Here is a 14184-nt window from a genome sequence, read left to right on the forward strand (position 1 = left end):
GCTCAGCCGCCGACTGCCGGCGCCGCAAGCGGGGCGTCGGAGAAGATATTCCGGATGACGCCGTTGGCCCACTCCAGGATCTCGGCGTCCTGCAGGTCGCGGCCGCCGATCTTTGCCGTCTTCGGCTTCGGGATGAGCACGGCGTCGAGTGCCGGCTTGGACTGCGCGCCGGGGTACATGCGGTTGAGCCGCATGGTCTTCGATTCCGGCAGCTGCGCGGGAGAGAACCGGATGAAGTTGCCCTGCAGTGCGACGTCGGACAGCCCGGCTTCCCGCGCGCCCACGCGGAAACGCGCCACGGCCACTAGGTTCTGGGCGGGCAGCGGCGGCTCGCCATAGCGGTCCACGAGCTCCGCAAGGACCTCGTCGATCGCCTCGTTCGTCACGGCTGCAGCCAGCTTCCGGTAGGCCTCCAGCCTGAGGCGTTCGCCTGGCACGTAGTCGTGCGGCAGGTGGGCGTTGACGGGAAGCTCGATCTTCATCTCAGCGGCCTTTTCCTCGGCCTCGCCGCGGTAGTCGGCCACTGCCTCGCCCACGAGCCGGATGTAGAGGTCGAAACCGACGCCTTGGATGTGGCCGGACTGTTCACCGCCCAGCAGGTTGCCCGCGCCACGGATTTCAAGATCCTTCATGGCCAGCTGCATGCCGGCGCCGAGCTCGTTGTGGGTGGCCACGGCCTTGAGCCGCTCCAGGGCCACTTCTCCCAAGGGCTTCTCCGAGGGGTAGAGGAAGTACGCGTAGGCCCGCTCGCGTCCACGGCCCACACGTCCGCGCAGCTGGTGGAGCTGTGACAGCCCGTACTTGTCCGCGCCGTCCACGATCAGGGTGTTGGCGTTGGAGATGTCCAGGCCGGTCTCGATGATGGTGGTGCAGACCAGGACGTCGAAGCGCTTTTCCCAGAAGTCCACAATGATCTGCTCCAGGCGGCTTTCGGACATCTGTCCGTGGGCCACCTCCACCCTGGCTTCAGGGACCAGCTCGCGGATCTTTGCGGCCGTGCGTTCGATGGTGGAGACGCGGTTGTGCACGAGGAACACCTGGCCTTCGCGCATGAGTTCACGGCGGATCGCGGCCGACGTCTGCTTGTCCGTGTACGGGCCCACGTAGGTGAGCACGGGGTGGCGTTCCTCCGGCGGCGTTGCCAGCGTGGAGGTTTCGCGGATCCCGGTCAGGGACATTTCCAGCGTGCGGGGAATGGGCGTGGCACTCATGGCCAGGACGTCCACGTTGGTGCGCATCTTCTTGAGCGCTTCCTTGTGTTCCACGCCAAAGCGCTGCTCCTCGTCCACGATGACGAGGCCCAGGTCCTTGAAGTCAAAGTCCTTGGAGAGGAGCCGGTGCGTGCCGATAACGACGTCCACGGTGCCGTTCTTGACGCCCTCCACCGTTTCCTTGGCCTCCTTGGCACCTTGGAAACGGGACAGCGGCTTCACACTCAGCGGAAAGCCGGAGAACCGCTCGGTAAATGTCTCATAGTGCTGCTGGGCCAGCAGCGTAGTGGGCACGAGGACCGCCACCTGCTTGCCGTCCTGGACGGCCTTGAACGCGGCGCGCACGGCAATCTCGGTTTTGCCGTAGCCGACGTCGCCAGAGACCAGCCGGTCCATGGGGATTTCCCGCTCCATGTCCGCCTTGACCTCGTTGATGGTGGTCAGCTGGTCAGGGGTCTCCACATACGGGAACGCCTCCTCCAACTCGCGCTGCCACGGGGTGTCCGGGCCGAAGGCGTACCCGCGGGAGGCCATTCTCGCGGAGTAAAGCCGGATGAGTTCCCCCGCGATCTCCTTGACTGCCTTGCGCGCTTTGGATTTGGTGCTGGCCCAGTCGGCGCCGCCCATCTTGCTGAGCACCGGCGTGTCTCCGCCGACATACCGTGTCACCTGGTCCAGCTGGTCGGTCGGAACAAACAGCCTGTCGCCGGGGGCGCCGCGCTTGGACGGTGCATACTCCAGCACAAGATACTCGCGCACGCCGTCACCGCCACCAGCAACCTTTCGCTGGATCAGCTCCACGAACCTGCCGATGCCGTGCTGTTCGTGCACCACGTGGTCGCCCGCCAGTAACTGCAGGGGATCTACGGCGTTCCGCCGCTTCGACGGCATGCGGCGCATGTCCTTCGTGGAACCTGCCGACGTGCGCCCCAGCAGATCGGCCTCCGTCAGCAGGCCGAGTTTGAGCCCATCCAGGACGAAACCGCGCCCGACGGCGGCGGTGGTCACCTCGATGATGCCCGCCTGGGGCTCGTGGTCCAGGGAGTCCACTCGGGAACAGGGGATATCGGCGTCATGGAACAGCTCCGCCAGCCGCTGTGCCGGACCCGGGCCCTCCGTAGCCACGACGATCCGCCACTGGTCCTTTACGTGGGAGCCGATGAAGTCCATCATCTCCGCCACATCGCCCTGGTAGCCCCGGGGTTCCCGGGCATGAAGGTTGAGCACGTCGATGTCCGGCGCAAGCTCCTCGTCGGTGGCCAGCGAGGTGATCGACCACCAGGACACCTCGTGCGCCAGGGCCGAGGAACGGGTTTCCGCCAGCGAGCGGAAGCTGGCTGAGTGCAGTGCCGTCGAAGCCTCCGAACCGAGGACAGTATCCAGTGCCAGAGGCGCTTTGCCGCCTTCGGACGCCGTGGACCATGCCGCCTCCAGGAACTCCTCGTTCGTCGCGGCGAGGTCGTGGGCGCGGGTGCGCACCTTTTCCGGCTCGATCACCACGGAGATGGACCCGGCGGGCAGCTGCTCCATGAGGGGAACCATGGCGTCCACGAGCACGGGGGCAAGCGACTCCATGCCTTCCACGGCAATGCCGCCCGCGATCTTCTCCAGCATGTCCGCGGCCGCCGGCAGCTGGGACTTGAGTGTGGCTGCCCGGGACATCACCGACGGTGTGATGAGGATTTCGCGGCACGGCGGCGCGTGGAGCTCGGTGGGGTGGTGCAGGCCGGGCGAGGAGAGGGACCGCTGGTCGGCAACGGCAAACCAGCGCATCTGGTCCACCTCGTCCCCGAAGAACTCCACGCGGATGGGGTGGTCCTCGGTGGGCGGGAATACGTCCAGGATGCCGCCGCGCACGGCGAACTCGCCGCGGTGTGTCACCATGTCCACCCGCGCATAGGCGGCGTCGGCGAGGCTGCGGATCACATCATCGAAGGGGACCTCCTGGCCCACCTTCAGGGTGACCGGGACCAGGTCGCCCAAGCCGGCGACGATCGGCTGGACCACGGCGCGAACGGGAGCCACCACCACCCGCAAGGGCCCCGCCGTCGAGGTTTCCGGGTGGGCCAGGCGGCGCAGCACGGAAAGCCGGCGCCCCACAGTGTCCGAGCGCGGCGACAACCGTTCGTGCGGCAGTGTCTCCCAGCTGGGGAACTCCGCCACGGAGTCGGCGGGGAGGTACGCGCGCAGCGCCGCCGCGAGATCCTCTGCCTCACGGCCGGTCGCCGTGACGGCCAGTACGATGCCGGGACGGACGCCGTCGGCATTCTCCAGTCCCTCCGCCATCTCGGCCAGCAGCACGGCGCGAAGACCTGCGGGTGCGCTGACCTGGTAGTCCTCACTGCGGACGCTGAAGCTCCGGGACGCCTCCGCCTGGACGCGGGCGAAAGTCTTGTCTGCGGCAAGGGCGCGCCGCAGGCCGCTGAGGGGCTGGCCTTTGCTGGGCTGGCCGGTGGGGCTCATGGCAGGATCTCCTGGGATATTCACTGTGAACGCAGGCAACACGAAAACCCGAAATTCGGGAGAATGCCGGGTCATCCCAGCCTACCGCGCCGGGAACCGGGCGGCATCCGGGGGTTCCCGGCCGGGTGGGACAGGCACGTTGCTAAGCTTGCTTGGCAGGTGGCGTCCGACCCGGCAATGCCGCCATCCCAAGGAGGCTCCCGTGAGCGACCAGACCGGAAATGACAGCAGCGCAGAAACCCGGAAGGGCAACAGCAGCGGCCGGACTGTGCTGGTCACCGGCGCCACGGGCTACATCGGCGGCCGGCTGGTCCCCCGGCTGCTCGACGCAGGGCACCGGGTCAGGGTGCTGGTCCGCTCCCCCGACAAGATCGCCGGCGTGCCGTGGTTCAACGACGTCGAGGTGGTGCGTTCCAGTCTCGACGATGCTGCCGCCCTGGAGGACGCGCTCAAGGGCGTCGATGTCCTGTATTACCTGGTGCACTCCATGGCGGCCGGCTCCGGCTTCGAGGCCAAGGAAAAGGCCATGGCGGAACTCGTGGCCAACGCGGCCGCGGCAGCGGGGGTGCAGCGGATCGTCTACCTGGGCGGGCTCCACCCCCGCAACACCGAACTGTCGACGCATATGCGCTCCCGCGAGGCCGTCGGCGAAGTCTTCCTGTCCGGTCCCGTGGATGCCATCGTGTTCCAGGCTGGAGTGGTGATCGGCTCCGGCTCCGCGTCCTTCGAAATGATCCGGCACCTTTCGGAAACCCTGCCCGTCATGCCCGCGCCCAGCTGGGTGCGAAACCGCATCGAAGCCATCGCCGTTCGGGACGTGCTGCACTATCTGGTTGGGGCCGCGTCCTTGGAAGAGCGGCTCAACCGTACCTTCGACATCGGTTCCCGGGACGTCCTGAGCTACGCCGGCATGATGAAGGAACATGCGGCTGAGGCCGGGCTGCCGCTGCGGCTGGTGCTGGCGCTCCCCATCCCCGCTCCCCGGCTGGCCGGCCTCTGGGTGGCGCTCGTGACCCCCATTCCGCTGTCCATGTCGGTCCCGCTGGTGCAATCGCTGCAGCACGACGCCGTCTCCGCCGAACATGACATCGACAACTACATCAGCCGGCCCGACGGCGGCCTCACCGGCTACCGCACGGCCGTCGCCCTCGCGCTGCGAAAGGAACGCGACGCACAGGTGGAGACAACGTGGGCCAACGCCGGAGCCGACGCCGATCCCCTGCCGAGCGACCCGGACTGGGCTGGACACACAGTGCACGTGGACGAGCGGAGCTTCCACGCCGACGTGAACCCCGCGCACGTATGGACCGTCATCGAGGGCATCGGCGGCCGCAACGGCTGGTATTCGCTGCCGCTGGCCTGGAGCGTTCGCGGCTGGCTGGACAAGCTTTCCGGCGGAGCAGGCCTGCTCCGGGGCCGCCGGCACCCCCACCACCTCGTCGCAGGCGAGGTGGTGGACTGGTGGCGCGTGGAGCGGATCGAGCGGGGAAAGCTGCTTCGGCTGCGGGCCGAAATGCGCGCACCGGGACGAGCCTGGCTGGAACTTGGAGTGGAACCGGACGGCAATGGGAGCCGTTACCGGCAGCGGGCCATTTTCTTCCCGAAAGGACTCAGCGGGCGGCTCTACTGGCTGGCCGTCCTTCCGTTCCATGGCCTCATCTTTCCGGCCATGTCACGCAATATCGTGGCCGCTGCCCGGAAGATCGCCGGCGAGGAACAGGCCGGCGGCGATGGACACGGTGCCAGGGAGACGCAGGCAACCCCGTAGGATGTGTGGAGCAAAAAGCGTTTTGACCCCACAACAATGGAGGATCCATGGCACTGAGTGCTTCCACTACCCTGCCCCACGGCGTCGACAGCGTCACCGCCGTCTTCACGAATGAAGAATTCCAGCGCCACACCAGCGAATACGTTGGCGGCAGCCTCGAATCCTTCACCGTGGACGGAGACGTTGCCGGAGCGTTCAGCACCACGTCCGTGCGCACGCTCCCGACGACCCGGCTGCCGGAAATTGCCCGCAAGTTCGTCGGCGACACGCTCAAGGTGACACAGGTGGAGAACTGGGACGCCCCGGCCGTCGACGGTTCGCGGCAGAGCACCATCTCTGTGAAGATCGCCGGAGCCCCGATCGATGTCTCGGCGGTCCAGCGGCTCGTGGCAGACGGCGGCAGCACCCGGGTTGAGCTTGAGGGCAACGTCAGCTCTTCCGTGCCGTTCCTGGGCGGCAAGATCGCCGACGCCGCCGAGCCCATGGTTGGCAAGGCCCTGAACATCCAGTCCCAGCAGGCGCAGGCCTGGCTCGAAAGCCACTAGGCGATGGACATCCCCGCGATCCTTGCCTTGGTCCTGATTATTTCGGGGTTCTGGTCACTCGTGGTGTGGCCGCAGTTCCTGCGCCGGGTCATGAAGGACCCGAGGGCGCGGGACGCCGCAGGCAAGGCCACCAAGTTCCTCACGGTGCACATCGTGCTGGTGACGGTGTCCATGATCCTGGGGGCGGCCACGGCCGGGATCGGGATCGCCGGGCTGATGGGCTAGCGGCTGCCCCAGCTGTACGGCCGGCCATTGGCTGTACAGCTGGGCCGCCTGCCCGGCTATATAACTAGGCTGCCCTGCCTGGCTAAGTAACTAGGCTGCCTGGTTGAGCGCGTCCTCCGCGGCAACCCAGGAAATCATGGCGCACTTCACGCGCGCCGCGTAGCGGGCCACCCCTTCAAATGCGGCGGCGTCGCCCAGCACCTCGGGATCTGCGTGGACCTTGCCGCGCGAACGGAGGACCTCCCTGAAATTGCCGATCACCGAGCGCAGCTCCTCCACCGACATGCCTTCGGCCATCTCGCTCAGGACGGAGGCGGAAGCCATGGAAATGGAACAGCCCGCCCCGTCCCACGCCAGCTGCGCAACGGTGCCGTGGTCCACGGCAACCCGGAGGGTCACCTCGTCGCCACAAACAGGGTTCAGCTGGTGCGACTGGCCGGTGGATGCGCCCTCCGGCACTGGCGTTTCTGCCAGGCCGCTGCCATGCCGGGCTTTGGAGTGGTCCAGGATGATCTGCTGGTAAAGCTGGTCGAGGCTCATGCTGCGGTACCTGTCTTCAGGGTTCCGGCACTAGGCGCGGAAGTAGGCGCGGACTCCAGAGACGGCATCGAGGAATTCGTCGACGTCGTCGGTGGTGTTGTACAAGTAGGCGCTGGCCCGTGTTGTGGCCGTCAGGCCAAGGCGCCGGTGCAGCGGCTGGGCGCAGTGGTGACCCACGCGGACGGCGATTCCGCGTGCGTCCAGGAACTGGCCGACGTCGTGCGCGTGAACACCTGCGACGTCGAACGCTGCCAACCCGATGCGGTCCTGTCCGGCAGCCGGTCCCAAGACGCGGATTCCTTCAATGGCTTCGAGGCCCGCTACCATGCGCTGGCCGAGTTCGGACTCCCAGCGGTGCACGCGGTCTATACCGGTCTCGGTCAGGTAATTGACGGCGGCGGCGAGCGCCACGGCCTGGGAGATCTTCTGGGTCCCGGCCTCGAACCTCTGCGGCGCGGCCAGGTATTCGGCCCGTTCCATGGTGACGGTGGTGATCATGGAGCCGCCGGTCAGGAACGGAGGCAGCACGTCCAAAAGGTCCTGCTTGCCGTAAAGCACGCCAATGCCAGTGGGGCCAAGCATCTTGTGGCCTGAAAAGACGGCAAAGTCGACGTCCAGCTGCTTGACGTCGATGGCCAGGTGCGGCGCCGACTGGCATGCATCCAGCACGACCAGCGCGCCGGCGCGCCGGGCGATGGCGACGAGCTCCGCCACCGGGTTGATGGTGCCGAGCACGTTGGAGGCGTGCGTAAACGCAAGAAGCCGCGTGCGCTCCCCCACGATCCCGGCTGCCTGGTCCAGGTGAAGTTTCCCCGAGTCGTCGACGGGAATGTATCGCAGCACGGCGCCGGTCCGGTACGCCAGCTCCTGCCAGGGAATGAGGTTGGCGTGGTGCTCCATTTCGGTGACCACGATTTCGTCCCCGGGGCCGAGCCCGAGCTCCCGCAGCCGGGCGTCACCGCGGCCCTGCGCAGCCCACAGGCTCGCGTTGGAGAGCGCGTAGCTGATCAGGTTCAGTCCTTCGGTGGCATTGGATGTCCACACGACCTCCCCGTACTGCGCGCCTACAAAATCGGCAACGGTCTGCCGTGCGTCCTCGAACACCTCAGTTGCTTCCACGGCAAGGTGGTGGGCGCCGCGGTGCACGGCGGCGTTGCGCTGCTCGTAGAATTCCTGTTCGGCCTCGATCACGCTCAGCGGATTCTGGGACGTGGCACCGGAGTCCAGATAAACGAGGGGGCGGCCGTTGACCAGCTGGTCCAGGACCGGAAAGTCGTTTCGGATCCGGAGGACCTCGGCATTATCCATCGCGGGAAGCGCACGCTCCAGCGTGGTTGGCGTTGTTACTACGGCCAATGGGACTCCTTGGGATGCCTTGAGGTACCCCTCAATTGTCCCACAGCGCCGTATCCCCGCGGATAGTGATGGGCAGGGCCTGTCAGAAGGCAGAAGTAAGGGCCGGCGACGGCTGGGGGGAGAGCCTCGGTCTCAGAAGGCTCTGACGTCGCCGGCCCCGCCTGAACCCGGCCCCTGGGACCGGAAGTTCTTTCACTGCGAGACCTGGAAGATCTTGGTGGCAGCTTCCGCGGTGACTTCGCCACCGGTTTCTGCTGCCAGTAACAGTTAATCGCGTAGCGGCTCCTACAGCACGAGTATCGAGTACTCGTTTTTTCGGGTAGTCGGCTACTGGTTTCCGCAGGTAGGGGTGTCATCGGCGGGACAGGGGACAAACCGCCGAGCGGGGCGCGGCGCAAGCCTGCTCGGGACGGCAGGCAAAAGGTACGTTTCCACTGCGTTTGCGCCGCGTGCGGGGGGCTTTCCGCGCCATGCAGCTGTTTCTTCGGCAGGCTACTTCTTCGGCAGGCTACTTCTTCGGAAGGCTACTTCTTCGGAAGAGCAAGGGCGAGCTCGTCCCGCCGGCGCACACCGAGCTTGACGTAGCTCCGGTACAGATGCCCCTCAACGGTCCTCACCGACACCATCAGCTGCTGGGCGATCTCCCGGTCGGACAGCCCTTGCACTGCCAGCTCGACGATGTCACGCTCCCGGCGGGTCAGATGGACGCTCGGGACGGAGGCAACGAACGGGCTCTCCCGGAACCGCTCACCCAGCTCCTGGTCGCACTTTTCGCGGTGGGCCACGGCCTGCCGCGCGCGTCGCCGCTCCCCCGCCGCGTCCAGGATGGCACCGGCCCGGGCATAGCCCTCCCTGGCGAGGTTGACCAGGCCTGCCTCCTCAAGGCCGGCCGCGGTTTCCATGAGCACGTCGGCATCCTCGCTGGCCCAGGCCTGGGCAAGCTGATGCCAGCCGGCGGCCCAGCGGCCTTCAACGTAGTCGGCCAGGGACGAAATCTCGTCGACCACCGAGCGGTCCCCGAGATCGGAACAGAGGATCAGGCACTCCAGCCTGGTTCCCGGCTGGGCAACAACACGCGGTGACGCTGCCAGCTCCCGAAGCTTGGCCAGGCCGCTGCCCTTCCGGTCGAGATATTCGGCAGCCGCTGCCGCATAGGCCTCGGCGAGAAGTTCACAGCCGGGCCCGCTGGCGTGCCTGGCGGCAATCAAGTCCTGTTCGAGGCGCTGGGCCTGTGCGCCGTCGCCCAGCCGCGCAGCCGCGTAGAAGGCGAGCGCCGTACCGAACCGGAACTGCTGGAGTGGATCATTGATGCGAAGAGCTTCAACGGCGGGCAGAAGCACCTGGTAGGCACGCTCCAGCTGTCCTTGCCGGAGGAGACCCAGCCCGCGGAGGACCTGGAAACCCCCGCCGAAGGTGGCCGCCCCTTCGTTTTCCTCAGCATGGGGGCTGGCCAGTTCGTGCTCCGAAGACTCCCAGTTGCCGGCCGCGAGCGAGGCTGAAACAAGGCGCGTCAGGACGAACTCGTTGAAGAAGTACAGGCCGCCCTGGAGAGCCTGCATTGAGGGTGCCGCTGCGAGAGCGGCGTCGTGGGCCTGATGGGCAAGCCCGGCCGAGACGAGGGTCTCGGCGAGCAGGGCATGCGCAACGGCGCTGGTGGCCGCAGTCACCGTTGCAGGCAGGGGCTCGATCCTTTGGCGCTCCATTCCAGCGTCCCCTGATTCGGCATATCCTGATGTGCTGCCGCGCGTCCCTGCGGCTCCGGCCACGGCCACCTTGGCTTTGACGGCTCCGGAGCCAGGTCCTCCCGATGCTGCCTCCAAGCCTTCGTCGTCGTCCAGGGAGGAGATAAGGTTCCGGATCCCCTCGTGGTCAGCGGATTCAGCCATCTCCAGCAGATGGTGGATACGGTCCTGCCAAGAGGCCTGGGGGTCGTTCCCGGCATCGGCGAGCTGCTTGCGCGACTCGGCCCTGATCAGCTCGGCCGGCTTACCGAGCGCCAGATGTGCCGATGCCCTGAGCATGAGGACGTGAGGAGCCTCCGGGGCTGCCGCCAGTTCCAGCCAGCAGCCGTCCAGGAGACCTGCAGCCTCCCGGTATTTGCCTTCATTGAAGAGTGCCCTGGCCGAGATGGATTGCGCCCGGGCCCGCAGCGCAGGGTCAGTCACGTGGTCTGCCATGAGTCTCGCACCGGAGTTGTTGAACATCGCCGCGGCGAGCAAGGCAGCATCCAGCAAGTCGGAGTCGGACACGTCCATCCCGCACTCCAGCGACCACTCGACCAGCCGCAGCCTGCCTTCGGCACCGGCCGTCACCGGATCGATGTGGCCCTCCATCTTTTGCCGCAGCTGGAGGCTTCGGGAAACTGACACCTGGTGCCGCATGGCTTCGCCAAGGATGGCGTGCCAAATCCTCAGTTGGCTGTGCCGACCGCTGGATTCGCTCACCAACTGGTGATCCAGCAGGGACCGGACCACGGGGGCACCACACAAGTCCTCGATGAGGCCGCGGTCCACGGGCTCGGCCAAGGCGATGAGCCGCAGGGCGTCCTGTTCTTCCGGCGTCCTGCGGAGGAGGTCTTTGACAACAACATCGGACAGCCTGGGCCCGTCCGCGGGCAGGGGCCCCAGCAGCAGCCAAATCCCGTTCCTCTTGGCAAGGATGCCCGCTTCGACCGCATCACGCAGAAGGCAGTCCAGGAGCATAGGGTTTCCGCCCGAAGCGGACCATAGTGACTGCACCGTGTTAGCCGGGACCGTCCCGTGGAGCGCGTGCTCCACGACTTCCGTCACCTGTTCCCCGTTGAGGGGCCGAAGATCGATCCGCTCTGCCTGGCCGTCGTACCACAACTGGTTCAATGCCTGCGGCAGTCCGGGCCGCGGACGCCCCGACGCCAAGACGCCGGCCCACCCGGCCGACATCATGTCCACCACCATGTTCGCTGTGGCTTCATCAAGGTGGTGGGCATCGTCAATGACGAGGAGCAACGGCACGTCCTTGCCTGCCTTGAGCTCCTGGAAATAGGCCCACACAGCCCTCAGTACTGCCACGGGCGAGTCAGCCTCTTCCAGCGGGAGAGCTGCTGTGTAGGGAGCCAGCACGCCATAAGGGACCTTGGCGAGCGAAGAACTGCCGTGGATCCGGAGGATGGTCATTTCGGAGGACAGATTCTCACTGACGGCGTCCGTGAGCGAGGTCTTACCGAGGCCCGGCCCGGCCATCAGGAACACCGCCTGGTTTGACCGGCTGCGGATGGTGCCGCAGACGTGGTCAATCACTTCACGCCGCCCGGTGAGCTGGCGGTGCTCTGCTGCCGGTTCCGACTTCTGGGTACGGCCCTTAGACGAGTCCAGGCAGATCACCCCTCGAAGTCACGCCGAGTTTCGTAAACACCTGGTACAGGTGGCCCTCGACTGTGCGGACGGAGACACCGATTTCCAGTGCAATGTCCCGATTGGACACGCCCCGCCCCGCCAGGCGGGAAATCTGCCGTTCCCGTGCAGTAAGGAGCGGGCTGCCGCTGCTCGGGACGATCGGCAGGCTGGGAACTGTGGCTGTGAGGGCGTCCAACCGGGCCTGGGCAACACGGGCCGACGCGGAATCGCCTGAATGCCTGGCGAAGTCCACGGCGAGTGCGACGCATCGTGCCTCGACGGCATCCAGTTCGAGTTCCGCGGCCAGGTGTGCGCCTTCCAAGAGCACTTTGGCGTCCTTGGTGCGGCTGCCGACTGCGATCAGCCGGGAAATCTCGGCAAGCTTCCCCTGCCGGTGGCCGGCCACCTCCTCCATGAGCCGGAATTCGTCGTCGCTTCCGTTGACCGTGGCACCAAGCAGGCTGATGCCGGCGAGCGTATAGCGTCCCGCCGAGATGTCCCTGCGGGCGGCATCCAGGAGCCGTCTCACCGCATCCGGATCGCCGAGCCACCGCCCTGCCATGTCTGCGCAGAAATCAGTAATGGTCTGCGTACGGAAATTGCAATGCCCGCGTACGCCCCGCAGCTTGTCGAGGTACTTGTGGGCTTGGCCGGCGTTGCCGATCTGCGCGTAGGCAAAAGCCGTGGCCGCATAGGCGGCCTGGAGCATGTTCACGACCGGACGGAGTTCCAGCTGGGCCACGGCGGACAGCAGGGAATCCAGGGCCACGGCACCGCGGCCAGAGTATACGTAGGCGATGCCTGTGGCCAGTTCCATGGCAGACGTCCTGTGTGCCAGCCGGCGTTCCTCATGCCCTTTGGGCGGACCCACCAGGTCAAGGCAGCGCCGCCACTGCCCCGCATGGAGCAGCACGGAGAAAGCCGTCATGGCAAACATCTCGCGGAGCCCCGTCATGGGGCCGGCATCCGACAGTTGCCCCCCGACCCGCCTCATCAGCTGGAGGGCGTCCATCTCCCTGCCCACCGCAGACAAGGCGTGCATCAGGATCAGGGCCGACTGGATGCGGAAGCCTGGATCCTTGTTGATCGCAGGATCGGCGGCCTCCTCAAGGGCCGGGATCATCGGCGCGTAGTCGCCTATGAAAGACCGGTATTCAAACTCTGCCAGCGTGATGACATTGGCAGCCGCCCCCAGGGCGTCCGGCCAGCTGCCCGCCAGTCCTGGTGCAACGCCCAGGCGCCGCCGGGCGTCGGTTATCTCCGCCGGCACCTTGTCGCACAACTCCGGCAGCCACATCATCACCCTGCACTTCGCAGCCACAACCCGGGCGAATTCCTCCACACCCAACTGGTCCAGCTGTGCCTGGGAAATGCCGTCCAGTGCGTCCATGGCCTGGAGCGGCAGGTCCAGCAGGAGGTAAGCCGTGGCCTTGTGTTGCTGCCCGGCCACCCATTCCGGGTCGGTCCTCTTAAGTCCTTCGACGCAGCTCAGGGCAAAGCGGGGGTCGAACATCTGCACAGCTGCCTCGGCCGCGGCCACCGCCATGGCCGGGCTGAGCTCGGCCTGGCATTCCTTCGTCCATGCGGCGAACTCAATGCGCTCTTCCAGGCTCAGTTTTGTCAGCTCGGGTTCCTTGTCGCCGAGCAGTTGCCTTCTTAGCTCGCGGCGCCGGGAGATGCTCAGCCAGGACCGTACGACATCCCCCAGGTACTGTTCCCGCAGGGACACCCAGCGGACCTCGGTGTCCCCCACCTTCAGCAGCCCTGCGTCCTCCATGTCAGCCACGATGTCCGTGCCGTACAGCTCGGTCAGCCGCGAGAGCGGCACCCGGCGCGCGCAGGACAGCATTTCCATGACCTCGCGGCTCTCCGGCGTTTCGCGGGACCAGCGGGAGCGGACAATGTCGTCCAGGCCCGCGGCGCCGTCAAGGATGACTTTGTCCCGCAACGTCCATACAGAATCGGAGAGGACGAGGTTCCCGGACTGCTGCTGCTCCGTGACAAGGGCCTTGAGCAGCAGCGGGTTGCCGCCGACGATGGCGTGGTAGGTACTCACGAGCGATGCGGACACACGGTGCCCCAGCAGGGTCAGCAGTACCTGCCGGGTCTGTAGCTCGTTCAGGTTTTCCAGCCGCACCTCGGTGAGCCGGCGGTCCGTCAGCAGCCAATGGAAGTCTGCGGGCAGGTCGCTGATACCGGGGGCGATTGCGATAACCCGTGCCGTGCGGGTCAGCATGATGTTCAGCAGGATGCCGGCGCTCATGTCATCGATCATGCCTGTGGTGTCCAGGGTGATGATGCATTCCCTGCCGCCGGCGTCGCTCTTGATCAGTGACGTGATGCCCTGAAGGATGGCCGTTGGTGATCCCATAGCTGACTGCGGGAGGCGGGCCAGGAGGAAGGCCAGGCAGCCGTAGGAGGTCTGCGAACCGGTGAGCGGGCTGCGCAGCTGGAGTGCCCAGACGTCGGGGCCAAGGTCGGCCACGGCGGTCCTGGCCAGGGAGGATTTGCCGACGCCGCGTGCACCGGTGATGACGACGCCGAGGGAGTCGGGATCGGTCAGGGCATTACGGATGGATTCAAGGTCGGCGCTGCGCGCTGGGACCGACCAACGTTGAAGGTCCGTTCCGCCGGCTGAAGCGCCTGGTCCCGCCAGCACCCCCGCCGTAGACCCACGCCCCCAACTCAGTGGCTCATTTGACATG

General features: G+C 66.5%; 8 protein-coding genes. 3 read left to right on the forward strand and 5 right to left on the reverse strand.

Annotated features, from left to right (window positions below):
- Positions 1-2: 2 nt before the first annotated feature.
- Positions 3-3674, reverse strand: a complete 3672-nt coding sequence (gene mfd, locus ACIP90_RS07075; RefSeq protein WP_400578060.1) for a transcription-repair coupling factor — start codon at positions 3672-3674, stop codon at positions 3-5.
- Between the two features lie 202 nt (positions 3675-3876).
- Between mfd and ACIP90_RS07080 the strand changes: the two genes are divergently transcribed.
- The 3 genes from ACIP90_RS07080 to ACIP90_RS07090 are packed head-to-tail and all read left to right on the forward strand — an operon-like array spanning position 3877 to position 6212.
- Positions 3877-5442, forward strand: coding sequence for an SDR family oxidoreductase (locus tag ACIP90_RS07080; RefSeq protein ID WP_400578062.1), 1566 nt, complete (start codon positions 3877-3879; stop codon positions 5440-5442).
- Positions 5443-5489: 47 nt separating this feature from the next.
- The gene (locus tag ACIP90_RS07085; protein ID WP_400578063.1) at positions 5490-5987 is read left to right on the forward strand and encodes a DUF2505 domain-containing protein; all 498 of its coding nucleotides are present in this window, start codon (positions 5490-5492) and stop codon (positions 5985-5987) included.
- A 3-nt stretch (positions 5988-5990) separates the two neighbouring features.
- The gene (locus tag ACIP90_RS07090) at positions 5991-6212 is read left to right on the forward strand and encodes an SCO4848 family membrane protein (protein WP_400578064.1); all 222 of its coding nucleotides are present in this window, start codon (positions 5991-5993) and stop codon (positions 6210-6212) included.
- Between the two features lie 90 nt (positions 6213-6302).
- On the opposite strand, the gene sufU is transcribed toward ACIP90_RS07090, so the two are convergent.
- The 4 genes from sufU to ACIP90_RS07110 form a co-directional block, all read right to left on the reverse strand.
- The gene (sufU, locus tag ACIP90_RS07095; protein ID WP_400578066.1) at positions 6303-6752 is read right to left on the reverse strand and encodes a Fe-S cluster assembly sulfur transfer protein SufU; all 450 of its coding nucleotides are present in this window, start codon (positions 6750-6752) and stop codon (positions 6303-6305) included.
- A gap of 30 nt (positions 6753-6782) precedes the next feature.
- Positions 6783-8108 carry a SufS family cysteine desulfurase gene (locus ACIP90_RS07100; protein WP_400578067.1) on the reverse strand — a complete coding sequence of 442 codons (1326 nt, stop codon included), beginning with the start codon at positions 8106-8108 and terminating at the stop codon, positions 6783-6785.
- Positions 8109-8632: 524 nt separating this feature from the next.
- The gene (locus tag ACIP90_RS07105) at positions 8633-11467 is read right to left on the reverse strand and encodes a LuxR C-terminal-related transcriptional regulator (protein ID WP_400578068.1); all 2835 of its coding nucleotides are present in this window, start codon (positions 11465-11467) and stop codon (positions 8633-8635) included.
- The gene (locus ACIP90_RS07110; RefSeq protein WP_400578069.1) at positions 11445-14183 is read right to left on the reverse strand and encodes a LuxR C-terminal-related transcriptional regulator; all 2739 of its coding nucleotides are present in this window, start codon (positions 14181-14183) and stop codon (positions 11445-11447) included. The genes ACIP90_RS07105 and ACIP90_RS07110 overlap by 23 nt, the downstream gene beginning before the upstream one ends.
- Position 14184: the final 1 nt, after the last annotated feature.

The sequence above is a fragment of the Arthrobacter sp. NPDC093139 genome (assembly GCF_044754165.1).
Lineage (GTDB): Bacteria > Actinomycetota > Actinomycetes > Actinomycetales > Micrococcaceae > Arthrobacter.

Coding starts and splice junctions, on each gene's coding strand:
- mfd (WP_400578060.1), bottom strand. CDS start 3,674: ATGAGCCCCACCGGCCAGCCCAGCAAAGGCCAGCCCCTCAGCGGCCTG.
- ACIP90_RS07085 (WP_400578063.1), top strand. CDS start 5,490: ATGGCACTGAGTGCTTCCACTACCCTGCCCCACGGCGTCGACAGCGTC.
- ACIP90_RS07090 (WP_400578064.1), top strand. CDS start 5,991: ATGGACATCCCCGCGATCCTTGCCTTGGTCCTGATTATTTCGGGGTTC.
- sufU (WP_400578066.1), bottom strand. CDS start 6,752: ATGAGCCTCGACCAGCTTTACCAGCAGATCATCCTGGACCACTCCAAA.
- ACIP90_RS07110 (WP_400578069.1), bottom strand. CDS start 14,183: ATGTCAAATGAGCCACTGAGTTGGGGGCGTGGGTCTACGGCGGGGGTG.